Source organism: Sulfitobacter sp. S190, from assembly GCF_025141935.1.
Lineage (GTDB): Bacteria > Pseudomonadota > Alphaproteobacteria > Rhodobacterales > Rhodobacteraceae > Sulfitobacter.
This window is the reverse complement of the sequence record NZ_CP081120.1, coordinates 3,434,575-3,453,077: the sequence shown is the minus strand read 5'-3', so window position 1 is coordinate 3,453,077 and position 18,503 is coordinate 3,434,575. Positions and strand designations below refer to the sequence as shown.

The 18,503-nt window shown below is 59.8% G+C and carries 19 protein-coding genes; 6 read left to right on the top strand and 13 right to left on the bottom strand.

Annotated elements, in window-relative coordinates; genetic code table 11:
• Positions 1-2 precede the first annotated feature (2 nt).
• The 6 genes from K3756_RS17165 to K3756_RS17140 all read right to left on the bottom strand — a co-directional run bounded on the left by K3756_RS17165 (position 3) and on the right by K3756_RS17140 (position 5,440).
• On the bottom strand, positions 3-704 hold the full coding sequence (locus tag K3756_RS17165; RefSeq protein ID WP_259989528.1) for a transglycosylase SLT domain-containing protein: 702 nt from the start codon (positions 702-704) through the stop codon (positions 3-5).
• A gap of 75 nt (positions 705-779) precedes the next feature.
• Positions 780-2,981, bottom strand: a complete 2,202-nt coding sequence (locus tag K3756_RS17160; protein ID WP_259989526.1) for a hypothetical protein — start codon at positions 2,979-2,981, stop codon at positions 780-782.
• Positions 2,978-3,847, bottom strand: coding sequence for a flagellar motor stator protein MotA (gene motA / locus K3756_RS17155; RefSeq protein ID WP_259989523.1), 870 nt, complete (start codon positions 3,845-3,847; stop codon positions 2,978-2,980). The genes K3756_RS17160 and motA overlap by 4 nt, the downstream gene beginning before the upstream one ends.
• A gap of 64 nt (positions 3,848-3,911) precedes the next feature.
• On the bottom strand, positions 3,912-4,541 hold the full coding sequence (locus tag K3756_RS17150; protein WP_259989521.1) for a MotE family protein: 630 nt from the start codon (positions 4,539-4,541) through the stop codon (positions 3,912-3,914).
• Positions 4,538-4,939, bottom strand: a complete 402-nt coding sequence (locus tag K3756_RS17145; RefSeq protein WP_259989520.1) for a hypothetical protein — start codon at positions 4,937-4,939, stop codon at positions 4,538-4,540. The genes K3756_RS17150 and K3756_RS17145 overlap by 4 nt, the downstream gene beginning before the upstream one ends.
• A gap of 9 nt (positions 4,940-4,948) precedes the next feature.
• On the bottom strand, positions 4,949-5,440 hold the full coding sequence (locus K3756_RS17140) for a flagellar basal body-associated FliL family protein (protein ID WP_259989518.1): 492 nt from the start codon (positions 5,438-5,440) through the stop codon (positions 4,949-4,951).
• A gap of 122 nt (positions 5,441-5,562) precedes the next feature.
• Here K3756_RS17140 and fliF point away from each other — a divergent pair, with 122 nt between their 5' ends.
• From fliF to fliP, 4 genes are read left to right on the top strand one after another with little or no spacing between them, the layout of a single operon-like run.
• Entirely contained in the window at positions 5,563-7,212 is a 1,650-nt protein-coding gene (fliF, locus tag K3756_RS17135) for a flagellar basal-body MS-ring/collar protein FliF (RefSeq protein ID WP_409202409.1), read from the top strand.
• Positions 7,209-7,814, top strand: a complete 606-nt coding sequence (locus tag K3756_RS17130; protein ID WP_259989514.1) for a hypothetical protein — start codon at positions 7,209-7,211, stop codon at positions 7,812-7,814. The genes fliF and K3756_RS17130 overlap by 4 nt, the downstream gene beginning before the upstream one ends.
• Positions 7,807-8,091 (top strand): FliM/FliN family flagellar motor switch protein, encoded by a 285-nt coding sequence (locus K3756_RS17125; RefSeq protein WP_259989512.1) that lies wholly within the window; start codon positions 7,807-7,809, stop codon positions 8,089-8,091. The genes K3756_RS17130 and K3756_RS17125 overlap by 8 nt, the downstream gene beginning before the upstream one ends.
• The gene (gene fliP, locus K3756_RS17120) at positions 8,091-8,825 is read left to right on the top strand and encodes a flagellar type III secretion system pore protein FliP (RefSeq protein ID WP_259989510.1); all 735 of its coding nucleotides are present in this window, start codon (positions 8,091-8,093) and stop codon (positions 8,823-8,825) included. The genes K3756_RS17125 and fliP overlap by 1 nt, the downstream gene beginning before the upstream one ends.
• 261 nt (positions 8,826-9,086) lie before the next feature.
• Here the strand turns inward: fliP and K3756_RS17115 are convergent, their stop codons facing one another.
• From K3756_RS17115 to K3756_RS17090, 6 genes are all read right to left on the bottom strand, one after another.
• On the bottom strand, positions 9,087-10,199 hold the full coding sequence (locus K3756_RS17115; protein WP_259989508.1) for a flagellar basal body P-ring protein FlgI: 1,113 nt from the start codon (positions 10,197-10,199) through the stop codon (positions 9,087-9,089).
• On the bottom strand, positions 10,196-11,200 hold the full coding sequence (locus tag K3756_RS17110) for a flagellin (protein ID WP_259989506.1): 1,005 nt from the start codon (positions 11,198-11,200) through the stop codon (positions 10,196-10,198). The genes K3756_RS17115 and K3756_RS17110 overlap by 4 nt, the downstream gene beginning before the upstream one ends.
• 2 nt (positions 11,201-11,202) lie before the next feature.
• Positions 11,203-12,642, bottom strand: coding sequence for a flagellar hook-associated protein FlgK (gene flgK / locus K3756_RS17105; protein ID WP_259989504.1), 1,440 nt, complete (start codon positions 12,640-12,642; stop codon positions 11,203-11,205).
• Between the two features lie 46 nt (positions 12,643-12,688).
• The gene (locus K3756_RS17100; RefSeq protein WP_259989502.1) at positions 12,689-13,990 is read right to left on the bottom strand and encodes a flagellar hook protein FlgE; all 1,302 of its coding nucleotides are present in this window, start codon (positions 13,988-13,990) and stop codon (positions 12,689-12,691) included.
• Positions 13,991-14,095: 105 nt separating this feature from the next.
• Positions 14,096-14,941 (bottom strand): flagellar motor protein MotB, encoded by an 846-nt coding sequence (locus tag K3756_RS17095; protein ID WP_259989500.1) that lies wholly within the window; start codon positions 14,939-14,941, stop codon positions 14,096-14,098.
• A gap of 121 nt (positions 14,942-15,062) precedes the next feature.
• Complete coding sequence (locus K3756_RS17090; protein ID WP_259989498.1) at positions 15,063-15,950, bottom strand: rhodanese-related sulfurtransferase; 888 nt, start codon at positions 15,948-15,950, stop codon at positions 15,063-15,065.
• Between the two features lie 91 nt (positions 15,951-16,041).
• Here K3756_RS17090 and pncA point away from each other — a divergent pair, with 91 nt between their 5' ends.
• Positions 16,042-16,635 carry a bifunctional nicotinamidase/pyrazinamidase gene (pncA, locus tag K3756_RS17085; RefSeq protein ID WP_259989496.1) on the top strand — a complete coding sequence of 198 codons (594 nt, stop codon included), beginning with the start codon at positions 16,042-16,044 and terminating at the stop codon, positions 16,633-16,635.
• On the opposite strand, the gene K3756_RS17080 is transcribed toward pncA, so the two are convergent.
• Positions 16,632-17,120, bottom strand: a complete 489-nt coding sequence (locus K3756_RS17080; RefSeq protein WP_259989494.1) for an NYN domain-containing protein — start codon at positions 17,118-17,120, stop codon at positions 16,632-16,634. The two genes, pncA and K3756_RS17080, sit on opposite strands and share 4 nt — an antisense overlap.
• A gap of 69 nt (positions 17,121-17,189) precedes the next feature.
• On the opposite strand from K3756_RS17080, the gene pncB reads away from it, so the two are divergent.
• Positions 17,190-18,482 (top strand): nicotinate phosphoribosyltransferase, encoded by a 1,293-nt coding sequence (gene pncB / locus K3756_RS17075; RefSeq protein ID WP_259989492.1) that lies wholly within the window; start codon positions 17,190-17,192, stop codon positions 18,480-18,482.
• Positions 18,483-18,503 lie beyond the last annotated feature (21 nt).

Genomic DNA, 18,503 nt, shown 5'->3' with positions numbered 1-18,503 from the left:
GGTCATCCCTCGTTTTGCGGAGCAAACAGGCTGCGCCCTGAAGCGCCCAGCGGCACCAGCGATCCCAATGACGAATTGCGCGGTGCTGCCTGAAAGAACGGATAGGTATTCGTGCGGGCGGCGATCACGGGCGGAAGCGCCGGTGCATCCAGATTTTCGCGAATCTGCGAAAATCGGCTGATGTATTTGTCCGCAAATTGTTTGGTGCGCGAGTGGTAGGCACCCGCCGCCGCCGTCCAATTTCCGAACTCCCGATATAAGTCCTGCAGAAAGGCCGCCGCATAGCGGGTGTTTTCTTCAGGATCGAACATTTCCTCAATCGACCGGAATGCGTTTCCGTGCCAGCGATAATTTATTTGAAAGCAACCGACGTCAAAGCTGCGCGCTCCGCGATCGAGATGCATTTTGGCATAGGCTGTCGCTTCTGCCCGATTGGAATGCCACGTCCCCTTTCCCTCCATATTGACGGTCCAGGGCCACGGCTGAAGCTCACTGTTTCGGGTGCGCCCTGTCTCGGTTCGCGTGATGGTGCGCAGCACATCCAGCGGCACGGTGGTTTCTGCGGCGACCCGCTGTGCTGCAAGATCGCAGATAAGCCAGTCGTCCCCTGATGCCGGCGCAGGCTTTGGCTGCTGCGTCGTCCCCAGTAAGACAAACGAAAGAAAACAGAATATCCGGAATATGTTTGCCACTGAAAGTCCCATCGAATGTGTCCAATTCGATTCTAAATCTAGTGAGCGATGGTTATTTAAGTGTCACCAAAACCCAGAACTCTGCGTCTAAGGGTCATCTGTTATTCGGGTTTCCGGCGACTGCAAAAGCGCGCGAAGGGCCGAGCGCATTTGTGCGCTTTCCTCCGCTGCGGATTGCGCTGTGGTGAGTGGGCCTTCATCTGGCGCCGCAGGTCGCGACAGCAGATCGGCGAGAATTCGAGCGCCCGAGTTCTCGGCTTCCGCCAAGGCCTGCCAATTACCCGCGAGGAACGCCGCTTGCTCCGCTGCGTCTCCCGCACTTTGCTGTGCGTAGAGATCAGCGGCTTCTGCATAACTGCCTGTCATTTGCATTGCCTCGGCCGTCAGCTGGTCAACCCGTGGGCCGTTCACTTTGATGAGCTCTGCCAGCGCCTGAAACGGTTGGTTCAGATCGATTGCGGCACGTGCCAAGAGAAGCTGACGCTCTTCGTCGAGGGGCATTTCCGGAGTTTTCGCCAATATGCGCTGTGCGCGCGAGGGAAACCCGAGCCGCAAGAGCCGTTCCGCGATCGCTTTTCTGACTGTCGCGGGCTGCTCGTCTATCACCATTTGCGACAGGTCGAACGCATGGGTCAGAAAGTCGCCATCGCTCGCATCCGAGACCAGATTTTCCAGGATCATCTGCATCAGCTCTTGGGACGGCGCGATGCCTGTCAGCGCAGATAATTTTTCAAACGCGCGCGAAAACTGTCCGCTATGGCCAAGCACGGCAATTTCGGTTTCCCGTAGATCCTGTCCCAATACCGTCCCGTCATGCTCCTTGGCATAGGCGGCAATAAGCGTAATCGTGTCTTGGGATATGGGCTGGTTCTGATCAATCTGTGTTCTGGCGAGGAGGACCAAGGCTTGCGGGGAACCGCTGCTGTTCTCTGATACGAGGTCTTCAAGATTATCGGTGTCAGGCGCCTCACGGCCCGCGTCAATGCGCGCTTGTGACAGCCGCGCTGCAGGATCGGCGGCATCGGGCAGACGGTCGATGGTACGTAATGCTTTTTCGGCATAGTCGTTTTGTTTCCGCTCTGTGAATCGTTCACTCAGCACAGGCGCAAAAACCCGCCTCAATTGAGACGGCAGTGCGCTCAAGGTACGAATCGCCGCATCCGCATTCAGATTGTCCGCGCGGCTCACGTCCGTGTTCGCCAGCGTCGCCCACAGAGCAAAAGGGCCGTCACAGGCAGTCAGCCCGAGCGGTACTTCCCGCGCATCGGCCGACCCGTGATCCAGAAGATCGGCCAGCAATTCCATATCCGATATCTGGGGGGATTTCTGTTTTATCAGGTTCAGCATCATGCGCGCTTCGGCGCCGAACCCGAAAAACAGATAGTTTTTAGCAAGTTTGATCGCAACCAGCGTGTCCAGCGCACCTGTGTCGGAGTACAAGGTCGCGTGCAGTGCGTCGAAGGAGGCGGCAAAATCGTCCTCCGATCCCCATTCCGGAAGTGTGGCCAACACAGTTGGTGGGCACATCGCGGACAACGCGTCACCGCGTGCCGCCCGCCCCGGCAGATCCCGACTGCTCGTAATCCTCAACTGATCGACAGTGCGACCGTCCAGATAGGGCGCAATTTCTGGCGGCTGTTCCGGCGCCGGTGTCGGCGAAGACGTCGGTTCGGCGCGCCTTTTGGCTGTCAGCACACCCGTGGTGGCCCCGACCGAAAACATCTCTGCCAGCTGCTCTCGCATCTCGGCCAACCGTTCCGAGGGTGCCGCTGTCTCGATCTGCTCTGTAGCGGCCTGTTCTTTCGATATCCTGTCCTTGGCCGAATCCAGTTGTCGTAGCCAGGGGCTGACATATTGCGCGAATGAGGGTGGGATCTGCGGCGTTGGGGGACCTCCGCCAACAGTTTGCCGCACAAGGGTCCCGGCAACTTGGATACCTTGGTCTGCGACATCGATCACGAGCAAGCCGCCACTCCGAAACGCTCCGACATCGCACGCGCAGGACAGGGAAATCTCCACACTATCCCCGGTTTGCGTGATCTTTGACAATCGGTCCCTTCCGATCCGGTTGAAAACATCCGATGTATCAAACCGTCCTGGCCGCGCAGGGAAAGAAAGCGTCAGTGTCTGTCCAGACAACTTCGCATTCCAATCCTGCGCTTGCGCGATCGGGAACGTTAGTCTGGTGAAATTTGGATGCTCACCCGACCTTACGTCGGACGCCTGCGCCCAAAGATGCGCGGGAAGCACCCAAACCACCAACGCAATAACGAGATACAGGCGCTTCATGCGGCACTCTGCTTCAGCGCTTTCAGGGCATCTTCGAGATCGCCATAGGACGGCCGGCATTGGGATGGGGTGTTCTGACGGCCGACCTCGATACAGATATTCGTGGCGTGGTTGTGCAGGTTAGCGACAAGAACCTCCCGGATCAGCTGATAAAAATGCGATTCGGATTTCGTGACATCTGCGACCTTTGCGGCAAAAGGGCCCACAAGCCCGTAGGCGAGGAACACGCCCAAAAACGTCCCCACCAGCGCCCCGCCAATCAGTTTGCCCAACACCTCGGGTGGCTGATCAATCGAGGCCATCGTTTTGATAACCCCCAAAACAGCCGCGACAATTCCCAAGGCCGGCAGCCCGTCAGCAACGGTCTGCAGCGCATGGCTGGAATGCATGGCGTGCTCCATGTTGGCTTCCATCCGCTTCTCCAGCACCTCTTCGACCTGATGCGGGTCGTCGTAGTTCATCGAAGCCGAGCGCAGCGTGTCACAGATCAAGGCAACCGCTTCCTTGTCTTTCAGGATTTTCGGGTACTTGGAAAAGATGCTCGATTCCTCGGGTGCTTCGATATGTTCTTCAATCTCGACCGGGTTTTGCCGCGCCAGGCGGATCAATTCGAACAGCAGGCACAGCAGATCGCGGTAGTCGTCAGGCTTCCATTTGGGCCCCTTGAATACCTTACCGATGTCTTTTGCAGTATGTTTGATCGCGCTCATGTCATTGCTGATCAGGAACGCCCCGATCGCCGCCCCGCCAATCATCGTCATCTCGAAAGGCAATGATTTGAGGATGATCCCCATCTTGCCGCCAGCCGCGAGATAACCGCCGAAAACCATCACAAAAATGGTCACGATACCGATAATACCGATCATTCTAATCTCCTTGGCGAATGGGTTTCGCGCAGTATGGCGTGAAGGGTTTTAAGAAATCGCAAAGTCAGTTCTTGGGGACATTCGCGTTCCGACCGGCGAGGATGATGCTGATCGAATAGGCGGTCTCCGGCGTCATGCTCGCCAGAATCGCCGCGGCATTTTCAGGCTGCATACGACCCAGAAAACCGGCGGCAAAGGATGTCTCCATCGCTTCGAATACCGGACCTGCCTGCTTTGGCTTCATATTTTCGTAGACCGCGGTGAGCTTGGCGATATCGCGTTCCGCAGCCTGATCGGCGAGCGCGAGCGTGGCGCGTAAATCGGCCTCTGTCTGTGCGAGAAGTGACAGCCGTTTTTCTATCTCGGCATCGGCGATCGCCAGCGCCTGCAGCCGCATCTGGATCTGTTTTTCCTGTTTGCCAACCCGCTCCTCGCGGGCCTGAAGGGCCTGAACCAATGCAGTCACATTGCCGCCATCCTTCGCGATATCGAGCCCCGAGCCTTGCGACCCGCCGCTTTGCGCGCTGTCCGCGAGCGACTGGGGCCTTTCCTGCGTCGGCAGCATGTCTTCTCCCGCCGCGGCGGCAACGCCCGTCGCGACGCGGACAACCGCGGATGCGATCAACAATGCAGAGATGGTCAGGATCGTCCCGCGGCCCATCCTGCGTGACAAACGGGTGGCGGCCCTGCTCATGACGGGCCCCCACTTTGGGTGTGGCGTACAAACATCGGCTCTGACGGTTTTGCCGCGGGGGGTGGCGCAGGAGGGGTGACGACAACAGGATCCGCTTGCGCGGCTTCAGCGGGGGCAGGAATATCGTGCAAAGACGCCATCTGCAGTTCCAACTGTTTGGACATGGTCTCTGCGCGCTCGGTCAATCGGGACAGATCGGACGTCGATTTGTTTGCTGTGGCCTGCGCCGCGCCCAGGGTGCGGTTCAGATCGTCAACCTGCGCCGACAGAACTGCCACGGCACCGCCGACCCCTTTTTCGAGATCATTGAACCGTTTCAACCGGCGTCCAAGCACCATGCAGTAAATGGCCGCCCCCAGCGCGCCTGCCGCCAACAGAGTATCTGCAATCAGTTCCATCTTTGCCTCCTAGGTCAGCACAAATTCCATGATGAGAAAGTCGTTGACCCGCCCATCACCGGTCACGACCTGCACCCTGCGCAGCATCTGCGAACGCAGGCGCATCAATGCCGCTCGATCCTCGAGATCAGCCAGCTCAACGGCCCTCAGGTAGGTGTTCAGAACGTCAACCACGCGTGGCATCAGCTCCTGAACCTCGGCCTTGCGCGCGGCATCGACCTCCAATTGTGCGCGAAATCGCAGAATTTTCGGCTCCGGCCGTCCGGCGACCGAAATCATGAGCGGTTCGATTTCGACGAAGCTGATCTTCTTTGTGGGTTTGGCATCATGGTCCTCTGTGACCTGCGCGGTTTCGACCGAACCGCTGCCGAGAATCATGCCTGACCACGTTGCGTAAAACCCTGCACCCGCCCCCGCGAGAGCAAGCACAACGCCAATGATCAAAGGCAATTTCGATTTTTTCGCAGGTGCATCATCCGTGCTTTCGGGATCGTCGGCCATGTCGGTTCCATCCTTGTTGATGAAATGACGTATAGGCCCAATTGCACTAACCGATTGTTAAGGCAGTTCGGTCATTTCTGTGTCCGAGGTCGTGCAGAATGCGCGGCAGGACGGAGGCACTTGTGCAGCAATACCTGGATGTCTGGAAGAGGCTTGGCTTCAAGCGGCAAATGATTGTTTTGGGCGCGACGCTGGCGGTCTTTTTCGCGATTCTCGGCATGACCCGCCTGACAAACGCGCCCAGCATGACGCTTCTTTACGCAGGGCTGGAAAGCAGTGCTGCGGGGGATGTCGTGCGTTCGCTCGAACAGCGGGGCGTGGCTTTCGAAGTACGCGGTGGCTCGATTTTTGTCGATTCGAAGGAACGGGACCAACTGCGCCTGACCCTCGCGAGCGAAGGGTTGCCCGCAAACGGGAACCGCGGATACGAGCTTTTGGATCAGCTTACCGGCTTCGGCACGACATCGCAGATGTTCGATGCTGCATACTGGCGGGCGAAGGAGGGGGAACTGGCGCGCACCATTGTCGCCAATCCGGCGATTGCCTTGGCGCGGGTCCATATCGCCAGCACGGGCGCCAACCCTTTCCAGCGCGGTGTGACGCCCAAAGCATCGGTTTCCCTTACGCCGAACGGTGCCGGAATTTCGCAAGCGCAGGCCAAGGCAGTGCGCTATCTCGTGGCCTCCGCCGTGGCGGGGCTGCAACCTGATGATGTCGCGGTCATCGATGCCAACGGGGCCTTGATCGGCACGACGGAAGACGTGGCCCCGACGGTAGGGGGCGATGACAAGGCGCAGGTGCTGCGGGATCGGGTCCAGCGTCTGCTCGAGGCACGCGTCGGGTTTGGCAATGCCATCGTCGAAGTGGCGGTCGATACGGTCACGGAAAGCGAGGCGATCCGTGAAAAAACCTTCGATCCCGCAGGGCGCGTGGCGATCAGTACCGATACGCAGGAGAGCACGAATGTCGCCGAAGGTTCAACCGGCGGCGATGTGACGGTGGCCAGCAATCTGCCCGATCAGGAAGGCGCAGCAGGCAATGGCAACTCCACCTCGCAAAATAGCGAAACGCGCGAGCGCGTGAACTATGAAGTCTCTGAAACAGAACGGGAAATCGTGCGCGCACCGGGTGCGATCAAAAGGCTGTCAGTCGCTGTGCTGGTGAACGAACAGGCAGTGGTCAACGATGCCGGTGAAACTGTCGCGTCTCCCCGCCCCGAGGCAGAGATGGAGGCCTTGCGCGAATTGGTGTCGTCCGCTGTCGGGTTCGACGCGGACCGGGGCGATGTCATCACACTCAAGTCGATGGCATTGCAAAGCGTTGCCCCGTCCGGCACCGCCGCCGGCACTTCTGTTCTGGACCAGTTCGAGGTCGACTTGCTGTCTCTGATCCAGATGGCGGTGCTCGGTGTTGTCGCGCTGGTTCTCGGGCTGTTCGTCATCCGCCCGATTCTCACCAAGAACAGCGCGCCTGTGCCCGCTTTGGCTGCCCCGCGTGACACCGAAAATGAGAGTACCACAGCGTTGGCGGACACCGCGTCGTCCGACGCTCTGATCGGGGGGCCTGGCGGCGAAAACCTTCCGGTCGCTATCCCGCAGGAGACCAATGCTGGCATGGACGAATCCAGCTTTGATCTGCTGCCGCCCGGCGAGGATATGACCCTGCGCGGCGAAGATCCTGTCGAGCGGCTGCGCAACATGATTGGTGAGCGACAGGATGAAACGGTCGAAATCCTGCGGGGTTGGCTTGAAGATCGAGAGGAAAAAGCATGACTTCCATCGCACTGCGGTACCGCGACTTCGGCGAGTTGATCGAAGCGAGCGCAGAAGCGGTCCCGATCACGACAAGCAAACTTGAGCAGGCGCGTCTCGATTCTTTTGAAGAAGGCTATCAGGCGGGCTGGTCCGATGCGACCGTTGCCGCGGAGAGCGGGCAAAACCACATCCAGTCGGACTTCGCCCAGAATCTCGCGGATCTCAATTTCACCTACCACGAAGCGGTGGCAAAGCTGCAGCGCGGTCTCGTCCCGCTATTCAACGAAATTGCGGATCAGATCATACCCCGATCTGCCGATGCAGCGCTCAGCGGTCATTTGCGCGCCCGGCTGGACGACCTCGCGCAGCAACAGATCGAAGGTAAATTCGTCCTGACCACACATCCCTTGAATCTCGATATGATGAACGCGCTGGCCGAAACCGTCGATACGGCTTTGCCAATTACGGTGACGGCTGACGATACCCTCGGCGAAGGACAGGTTTTTGTGCAGCTCGGCACGATCGAGACCGAAATAAACACCGACGAAATTACGCAAAGCATCGCCGACGGTCTCAAAGCCTACGCATTCCATAGCCAAAAGGAGGCCAGCAATGACTGATGCCACTCCGCTCGCGACCGATAAATCCAACCCCTTCACAAGTGTGCCGATCGAAATCACGGTCTGTGTCGGTCGCGCCCGGCCGTTGGTGCGCGATCTTGTGATGCTGGGTGAAAACGCCGTTTTGACTCTGGATCGACGGGTTGATGATCCGGTTGATCTTTACGTGGGCGAAAAGCTGATCGCACGCGGCGAGCTTGAAGAGAAAGAGGGAAGCGAGACGGGCCAGCTTGTCGTGCGTTTGACCGAAGTCATTGATCTGCAGCACGGTATCTGATGGCGCAGCTTCGCACGGGGCTCGTCCTTGCCATTGTTTTCGCGTCATTGCCGCAGTTCGCCATGGCGCAGGACCTGCCGTTTTCCCTAGGCGATGATGGCTCGATCTCTGCGCGCACGATCCAGCTTTTTGCGCTTATTACGGTGCTAAGCTTGGCGCCGGGTATCGCGGTGATGATCACCTGTTTTCCGTTTCTCATCACTATTTTTTCCATCCTGCGGCAGGCGATCGGCTTGCAGCAATCACCACCCAACATGCTTTTGGTCAGTCTGGCGCTTTTCCTGACCTATTTCATCATGGAACCGGTCTTTACAGCTGCCTGGACCAACGGAATAGAGCCGCTGACGAACGAAGAAATCGATGTAGAGACCGCTTTTTCGCTGACGCTGGAACCCTTCCGCAGCTTCATGGCCGCACGACTGGATGCAGATACATTTGTTGCACTCGCCGAATTGCGGCCGCAAACCGCAGGGGTCGAGCCAACGGAGGACGCACCGTTGTCGGTTCTCGTGCCCAGCTTCATGTTGTCCGAAATCAGCCGCGCTTTTCAAATCGGATTTCTCATCTACCTGCCGTTTTTGATCATAGATCTGGTCGTTGCGGCGATCCTAATGTCCATGGGCATGATGATGGTGCCTCCCGCGGTTGTATCGCTTCCGTTCAAGCTGGCGTTTTTTGTCGTGGCAGATGGCTGGTCGCTCATCGCCGGAAGTCTCGTGCGCAGCTACTTTTGATGCGTCGTAAGTAAGCGGGCAAAGACAGTAGGCATTTTGTCGACGTGCTCGTCCCGGTAACGTGCCCAAACCTCCTTGTTATCATCGACGACTGAAGGAGCTTCGGCAGCTACGCTCGGGGGTAGCCCCGGCAGGATTTCACATAGGTTCAAGAAGCAAGAGTGGTGAACCGCAGACTTGGGTTGGAGTTGTGCCTGCAACCGTAGATCACCATCGACTGCCTTTGATCGGTGAACATGTCACGGATCAAAGGCAGTCAGTTTATCTCACGACGAACTCCGCGTGCAGCGCGCCCGCAGCTTTGATGCTCTTGAGGATATCGATCATGTCGCGGGGAGAAACCCCGAGCGCATTCAGACCTGAAATCACCTCCGAAAGCGATGTGCCATCCGGTATCGTCGCCAATCCGGTGCCGGGTTCTTCTTCTATCTCTGCCTGTGTGCGCGGCACCACGACGGTTTGGCCTTCTGCAAACGGATTTGGCTGAACCACTTGCGGAGCTTCCTGAACGCGCAGGGTCAGATTGCCCTGGGATACCGCGACGCGGGAAATGCGTACATCCTCGCCCATAACGATTGTTCCTGATCTCTGGTCTACGACCACCCGCGCTTTGCGTTCAGGCTGCACCTCGATGTTTTCGATCCTGCCAAGCGCGTGTGCCACAGATCGCATGCGTGTTGCCGGCACATCCAGAAGAACCGTCCCACTGTCCAGCATCACTGCAACATTGCGACCGAACGTGCGGTTGATGGCCTGCTCGATGCGGGTGGCCGTGGTGAAATCCGCCTCACGAAGGGCCAGACGAAGATCGCTGAGAGACGACAGTTGGAAAGCGATTTCACGCTCTACACGGGCACCTGACGGGATGGTTCCGGATGTTGGAACCCCTTGGGTCACCGCCGCGCCATCCCCTTCGGCGGTCGCACCGCCCGCGATGATGGTCCCTTGAGACACAGCATAGATTTCGCCGTCCGCCGCATTCATTGGCGTCATGATAAGCGTGCCGCCCAACAGGCTCTTTGCATCTCCGATGGCCGAAACCGTCACATCGATCTGACTGCCTGCCCGGGCAAAAGGAGGAAGTGTTGCCGTGACGAGGACGGCCGCGACATTTTTCGGGCGAAATTGTTCTCCCGTAACATTCACGCCAAGCCGCTCGAGAATGTTGGTCATGATATCTTCGGTAAAGGGTGCATTGCGTAGACCGTCGCCGCTGCCATCCAGCCCCACGACGAGACCGTACCCCACCAGATCGTTGCCGCGTACACCATCAAAGTTGACGAGATCCTTGATACGCACCGGCCCCGCACTTGCGGGCGGCATGAGCACAAGACTGACGATACAAAGCGCGACAAGAGCTACAAATTTTTTCATATGAAGTTCACCAGGCTCAAACGCGACATCTTTGCCGTCACCGCATACAGGCTCTCGAGTTGAAATTGTGCGGCTTCCAGATCGGTCGCGGTTTGGTATGGGTCGGCCGATACGATGTCACTGCGCGTGATGTCCAATGCGATGCGTTGGGATATCTGTTCCACTTGCACGGTTTCGATTGTCGATTGAATGAAGCCGAGGCGGGCCCGGTCGTTCGTCAGCGTATCGTTTGATTGCAGCAAGCCGCCGGTCAGCGTGTCGCGCAATGTGATCTTTTCCGCCTCGCTCAACGTCATGGCCGGATCTTGCAGAAGGGCACCCAAAGCCATTTGCCCGAGGATGTTCTTCAGAGCAGGATCGGTCGCTGTCTGGTCAAAGGAAACTTTCTGCGTTGCCGAAATTTCCATAGGGGCAAGCCGCGTATCTGACCCACCGTATACCGCTGCGTCAAAACCTGCCGGATCCGCAAGCCACAGGTCGACCGCAGCGATCACGTCGGCGGCCGTGGTGTGCCCCCCGACGGCGGTGCGCACCCCGGCCAGAAGGTCGTCGATGGAAGGCAGCGCCGTGGCATCCGTGGCGGCCCCGCTAAAAAGCGACCGGCCCGCAAACTGGCTGTTCAACGCGCTGACGCCCGCAGTGAGCGCGAGTGCCGCCTCGTCCGCGATCCGGGTGGTCGCTTCGGCAAACCCGGATCCCTTCGTGAGGACCAACGTTTCCGAAAGATTGCGACCGATGTCCTGGAACCGGTCCAGCGCATCCTGTTGTGCCTGCGCAAACCCACTTGCCTCGATCGCGGCGGTTTCAAAACCGGACAGGCGCGCCAGATCATTTTCCAGCCCGGCAAGGATCGCCAGATTGCCCTTTGTCGCCTGCAGCCTGTCCGCCTTGAGGCCGGTACTGAGCTCCTGTGTCAGGCGCGAAATATCCTGTTTGATCCCCACATTCTGACGCTGTCGAGACTGTAGCGTGGCGAGATCGCCGATCGATCCGAAATTCATGATTACAACCTCATCAATGTGTCTAGCATGTCGTCAGCGGCCTGGATCACTCGGGCGTTCGCCGCATAGGCCTGTTCAAGCACGAGCAGATTGCCCAGCTCGGTGTCTGTATCGACGCCTTGGGCAAGTTCGAGCTGTGCAAGTTCGCTCTGCCGCGCGACCTCGAAACTCAGGGTTGCGTCGGCGCGCGCGGCCTGTTGCGATAGCGCACCGCCAATGTTGGATAATAGATCGAACGCCGACAGTGAGGCGCCGGCGAAACTCCCGGATGCGGGGGCGTCCCGCGCGGATAGCGCCGCAGAGAAGGCGTTGAGAAGCGTGGCGTCTCCGACCGGACCGGGTGTTGCGGCGCCCAGACCGTCGCGCACGCGCGTGACAATTCCGCCCGCCTGCGGATCAATCGCGGCGTTCAGGGCCAACCGGCTGGCCAGCCCCACCTCCTTGGCGGGATCGAATGCGGCGCCTTCGTCTGTAAACAGGCCCGGATCGCCCGGTGCAGTCGTCGGATCGAGTGCGGGATTTTCAAACCGGGTCATCAGATCGCGGGCCATGGCATCCAACTCGGCCTGAGCCGCCACGCCATGTTCATCGCGTACGGCAAAATTCGCGCCGATCCGACCCCCGCCAAGCGCGCCGGTCTTTACGTCGAATCCGTTGATGCTGATTCCGGACAGGGTGCCGTCCGCCAGTGTCTGATAGGGTGTGACCACATTGGCACCGGCAAACTCAATACGCGCCGCCGATCCGTCGAGCAGGACTGCGCCACCTTCCGAATATATCGCGATCTGGCCATTGTCACGCGGCACGGTGCGCACGGAAACCAGTTCGCCAATCTGGTCCACAACGCGCTGACGTTCGTCGATAAGCGCCGCCGCACTGCCGCCTTTGAAACCACGTGTACGGATTTGCGTGTTCAGTTCCTTGACCTGTTGCAGCGCGGTATTGAGGGTGTCGATATCGCGTGCAATGTCGCGGTCGGCCTGCGTTCTGCTGTCCTGTATCTGCTCCGACACGGTGCCAAAACTCTGTGCAAGCGCCCGCGCGTCGCCGACGACCTGCTCCAGCCGCTCTGGGGCATCCGGCCGACTGGCCGCGCTCATCAGGCTGGTCTCGACCGCAGTCAACCGCGCGCTCAGCGAACCGGCGGTATCGGGCGTGCCGATTGAATTAGACAGCCGCGCAAAAAAGTCGGAAGTCGTTTGCGCGTGAGCGGAGCTCGCATCGGCAAGGCGGCGGTCACTGATCAATCCCGCGTCGCTATGGCGATTGACGGCGTCGATGCGCACGCCCCCGCTGCCGATTGCAAGCGTCGAGAGCTCAAGGCTGCGGCGGCCAAACCCCGGAGTAAGCGCATTCGCGATATTGGATGAGGTCAGTTCCGACCCGCGCGCCGCCGCTCGCAGACCGCTCATCGCTGAATTCAGGGCACCTGTGATCGACATATCTACCTCATCTCTTCGAAAGGCGGAGCGCTACCCCGCCGATTGGTTAGCGTTTGATATTCGTCGTTTCCTGCAGCATCTCATCCACGGTCTGGATGACCTTGGCGTTTGACGAATAGGCCCGCTGCGTCTGGATCATGTTGGTCAATTCGCCCGCCACATCGGTGGCCGATTCTTCTCTGGCAAAGGCGACGATGTCACCGGTTGGCCCGCTGCTCGCGTCCCACAAGAAGAACGAACCGCTGTCGACCGACGGCTGATAGGTCTGACTGTCGAGCGCGATCATGCCGTTGGGGTTCGGCAGATCGACGAGGGGCACCTGATAGATCGTTCTGCTGATTCCGGTGTCGAACGTGGCATGCACAAAGCCATTTGCGTCCACTTCAACGCTCGTCATGTTGCCCACGGGCGATCCGTCCTTGGTGATCGAAACCGGCGCAAACGTATCGGACAGCTGCGTTAGTGCATCGCTTTGACCGACCACGCCGATGTTGATTTCGATCGGACCGCCGTCCACCTGAACGATCAAGCGGCCCGTCGCCGGATCATACGGCCCCCCCGAAACGGTCGTGACACCGGCAAGCGTGCCACCGGCGGCGCGACTGTCGTCAAAGGTCAGCGTGTACTCACCAATCGTCACAGTCGGATCAATCGAATCGGTCAGGGTCATCGTCCATTCATTCGACGCACCGGTCGCCGGAACGGTCGGCGTGAATGTGACATTCACGTTGTCGGACGTGCCCAGATTTCCGTAATACTCCACGGCCAGCTGTTCCGACGTGCCGTCAGCACCGGCAACGGTTGCCGTCGCGGGCAGGTTCACGCCCAGCTTGATGCGGGTCGTCGGCTCGCCGGTGAACTGGTTCACGTTGATCTGGATCGGTTCCAGACCATCGGATGTATCGCGCGAGAATGTCGGAATCGTTCCATCGGGCTGCGCGGGCCAACCCATCAGCGCCAGACCGGATTGGGTCGTCAGAAACCCTTCGGCGTCCGTCCGGAACGACCCCGTGGTGGTAAGCAGCATCTGCGGATCCCCGTTTGACGCCTGCACATCACTCAACCGCGAAACAGGCAGCATGCCGCGCCCGCGCACGGCAAGATCGGTCGGGTTGTTGGTGCTCACCAAAGGCCCGCTTTCGTCGATCAGGCGCTGTGTGGTGGCCCGCACGCCCCCTGCGGAATAGGACCCGCCGCTGCTGGAGATGACCATCGACTGGAAATCGGTCTGGACCCGGCGATAGCCGTAGGTCGACGAATTCGCGATATTGTCAGAGATCGACGCCAGCCGTGTCGCATTCGACTGCAACCCCGCCACACCTGCGTTGAGCGATGAAGAAATGGTCATGAACACACCTTTCTGCTGTTCCGGTTCCGTCTGCTTGGCTTCTGCAATAGCGCCCCGCCTTTAAGGAGGTGCTAACATCTAAAATTCTGTCTATTCGGTTGCCCGTCAGCTGCCGTCTCGCAGCAGAACAACTTCGATCCGGTCGTTGCGGACCGACATCGGATCACGGGTGAGCGTTTCGCGGTCGGCGTGTCCCGTCACCCTGTCCATCCGCGCTTCGGCGATACCGCCACCTTCCAGCAGTTTGCGCATCCGGCTCGCCCGCGCGTGCGACAGATCCCAGACCGGGTTTTCCGCCAGCACCAGCGGCGCCGCGCGCACGTGACCGCCGACCGCAATCTGGTTTGTCACCGTCTTGGACATGTCCGAAATGATCGCGGCAAGATCGCGCAGGATCGGTGTTGCGACATCCGTGCCCGGCTCGAACAACGGGGCATTCTCCAGCGAAAACACCTCCACCACCAGACCCTCGTCGGTGATGCGGGTGGTGATGTGCTTCATGGCGTTTTCCATCACAAGCGATTCCCCCCCGCGCCCCTGCAGCTTTGCCTCGAGATCGGTAAACGCTTCGTCCTGTGCGGCGCGCTCTTCGGCGGAGGGGTCGCTGCCGGTGCTGCCGCGGGCCTTGTTCTCGGCGGCGGCGCGCGTCGCGGAGGCCCCGGTCCCGTTGCGCGGCAGCGTTTCTTCCGAAAAAATGCTGTCGCCGCCAAAGGCGCCGTTGCCCCCGCCCGACACACGGCTGATCGGTATCGTCGGAGAGAAATAATCCGCAATGCCGCGCTTTTGCTTCTCGGTCGTCGCACTCAGCAGCCACATCAGCATGAAAAACGCCATCATCGCGGTCACGAAATCCGCATAGGCCACTTTCCACGCGCCGCCGTGGTGACCGCCACCGGCCACCACTTTCTTGCGCCTGATAATGACCGGCGCCTTGTTGGTGTCCGCACTCATTCACATCACCCTTTGCTCCACACAGCACCGATCTACAGGCTGCGCGTTACCATGGGGCTAACGGATAAAATTGGATCGATGTCGGTGGGTGCGATGCGCAAAAGGCCCGCCCGCCGCGGGCTCAGTCGCCGCGCTGTCTGGCCAGTGTCATCTGTTTCTGGCGCTCGCGGAACCGGGCCTTGTCGGCCGGCGATGTCTCGTCGATGCAGGCGTGGCAGCTCACACCGGGCTCGTATTCGGGGCGCGCGGTGTCTTGCGGCAAAATCGGACGGCGGCAACCGTGGCACAACATGTGCGGCCCCTCTTTCAGCCCGTGTCCAACGCTCACCCGGTTGTCAAAGACAAAGCACGAGCCGTCCCATGTGCTCTGCTCCTGCGGCACCTCTTCGAGATATTTCAGAATGCCGCCCTTGAGGTGGTAGACATCTTCAACGCCCTGTCCCAACAGGAAGTTGGTCGATTTTTCGCACCGTATGCCACCGGTGCAGAACATCGCGATCTTCTTGTTGTGGAAACGGTGCTTGTTCTGCTCCCACCACGCGGGGAACTCACCGAAACTCTGGGTCTGGGGGTCTATGGCACCCTCGAAGGTCCCGATCGCCACCTCATAATCGTTGCGGGTGTCGATCACGGCCACGTCGTCGCGCCCGATGAGGTCATTCCAGTCGACGGGGGCCACGTAATGGCCGGTCGCGGCCTGCGGATCGACGTCAGGCTGGCCCATGGTGACGATCTCGCGCTTCAGGCGGACCTTCATCTTGCCGAACGGTGGCGCTTCGCTGTGCGAAATCTTCCACTCCAGATCGGCACAGCCGGGCAGGGCGCGCAAATGGGCGATCACCGCTTCAATCCCCGCAGCCTCTCCCGCGATGGTCCCGTTGACGCCTTCCCGCGCCAGCAAAAGCGTACCGGTGATGCCCTGCGCCTGACACAGGGCCAGCAGCGGCGGTTTCAGCGCGGCAGGATCGTCAAAGCGGGCAAAGTGATAAAGAGCGGCGATGGTGTACATGGCAGCGCAGATAAGGCAGGCGAGGGCTGTTGCGCAAGGGGCGCGTGGGGTAAAACCACTGCAACCAATCCCTGATGAAGGAACCAGACCCATGCAGGCGCTGATAGTCATCGACGTTCAAAACGATTTCTGCCCCGGCGGGGCGCTGGCCGTGACGGGCGGCGATGAAATCGTTGCGGGCATCAACGATAAGATGGGGCGCTTTGACGCCGTTATCCTGACACAGGACTGGCATCCGGCGGGGCATTCGTCTTTTGCCTCCGTGCACGACGGCCATGATCGCTATAGCGTGATCGACATGGCGTACGGGCCGCAGGTGCTCTGGCCCGATCATTGTATTCAGGGCAGCGAAGGCGCGCGCTTTCATCCGCTGCTGAACACCGACCGCGCCGACGCCATTGTGCGCAAAGGGTACAATCCGCAGATCGACAGCTATTCCGCCTTTTTCGAGAATGACCACAAAACGCCGACCGGGCTCGACGGGCTTCTGCGCAGCCGCGGGATCAAATTGTTGACGCTGGTGGGGCTGGCGACGGATTTCTGCGTGAATTTCTCTGCCGTGGATGCCGCACAGCAAGGATTTGACGTAACCGTCGATCTGGATCTGTGCCGCGCCATCGACATAGACGGATCGCTCGATGCGGCCCGCACGGCGATGCAGGGCGCGGGCGTGACATTCGCCTAAAGCCCCTTGAGGCGCACCCGGCCATTGGCGACATACCCCCCGACCAGACGCAGATTGCGCGCCGCGCGTGGCCGATCGCGGAAACGGTCATTGGACACCACCGCCAGTCGGTTGCGCCGCGCGTAGTCCAGAAGAAAAGCATCGGCTTCGGTACGGGCAGGGCAGACCACGACCCGGTCCGCGCGCAGCCCCAACACGCGTGCAAATTTCACCGCATCAAGCGACCGGTCCCCCAGATGGTGGCGCGATGAAGCATCAAGAAAAACCACCGGGTCCAGATTGCGGCGGCGCAGCGCGCCCACGACCGATTTCAGCGTCGATAATTTGGCGGTGTTGTCGTGCCAGAACATGACATTGGTGCCGTCCACCACGATGCGCCTGCGGGCGGCAGTCGGCTGTAGTTTGCCCCGCCTGCGACGGGCCAGAACCCACAAGCCCGCGCAGAGCGCAAAGCCGATTGCCGCCATCCAGTAGGTCGTTTGCACAGCCCTGTTTTCCTCTTGCTCCCGCTGCTCTATCCTTGGCACATTGCCGCGAGCAATGAGGAAGCGCACATGGTCGATATCGCCACCCGAGTCTGGAACCACAAGTGGAAAATCGACCCGATCGTCCGGTCCCTGATCGATACCGACTTCTACAAACTGCTGATGTGCCAGTCGATCTTTCGCAACAAACCCGACACGCAAGTCACCTTCAGCCTGATCAACCGGTCCAAACACGTCCCGCTGGCCAAACTCATCGACGAAGGCGAGCTGCGCGAGCAGCTCGACCACATACGCTCGCTCAGCCTCAGCCGTGGTGAATCCACCTGGCTGCGCGGCAACACGTTTTATGGCAAACGCCAGATGTTCCGCCCCGATTTCATGGAATGGTTCGAAGGCCTGCGCCTGCCGCCCTACCATCTGGAACGCAAGGGCGACCAATACGAGCTGACATTCGAGGGCAAATGGCACGAGGTCATGCTGTGGGAAATTCCCGCGCTGGCCACGCTGATGGAGTTGCGCGGCCGGTCGGTCCTCAACACGATGGGCAAATTCGAACTGCAGGTGCTCTACGCCCGCGCGATGACCCGTGTGTGGGAAAAGGTCGAGGCGCTGCGCGACATCCCCGATCTGTCGATTGCCGATTTCGGCACCCGTCGCCGTCACTCGTTCCTCTGGCAGGACTGGTGTGTGCAGGCCATGAGCGAAGGTCTGGGGCAGGCGTTTACCGGTACCTCGAATTGCAAGATCGCCATGAAGCGCGAGATGGAGGCGATCGGCACCAACGCGCATGAACTCCCCATGGTTTATGCCGCCTTGGCCGAAAACGACGACGCGCTGTTTCAGGCCCCTTACGACGTGCTGTCGGACTGGCACGACGAGCACGAAGGCAATCTGCGGATCATTCTGCCCGACACCTACGGGTCACAGGGGTTTCTGGACAATGCACCCGACTGGCTGGCCGGCTGGACCGGTATCCGCATCGACAGCGGCGATCCCGCGACGGCGGCGGGCATCGCCATCGACTGGTGGAAAGCCCGCGGCGAGGATCCGCGTGAAAAGCGGATTATCTTTTCCGACGGGTTGGACGTCACCAAGATCCGCGAGCTCCACGCGATGTTCGCGGACAAGACCTCGGTGTCTTTCGGTTGGGGTACGTTGCTGACCAACGATTTCCGCGGGTTCGTCCCCGATGATGCCCTGTCGCCCTTCAGCCTTGTGTGCAAAGCGGTCGAGGCCAATGGCAAGCCGACGGTCAAGCTGTCCGATAACCCCAACAAGGCCATGGGTCCGCAAGAGGAAATCGCGCGTTACAAGCGGGTGTTCGGCGTGGGCGCGCAAGAGCGCCTTGACGTGGTGGTATAGCTGTCCGCGCAGCGGGGCTTT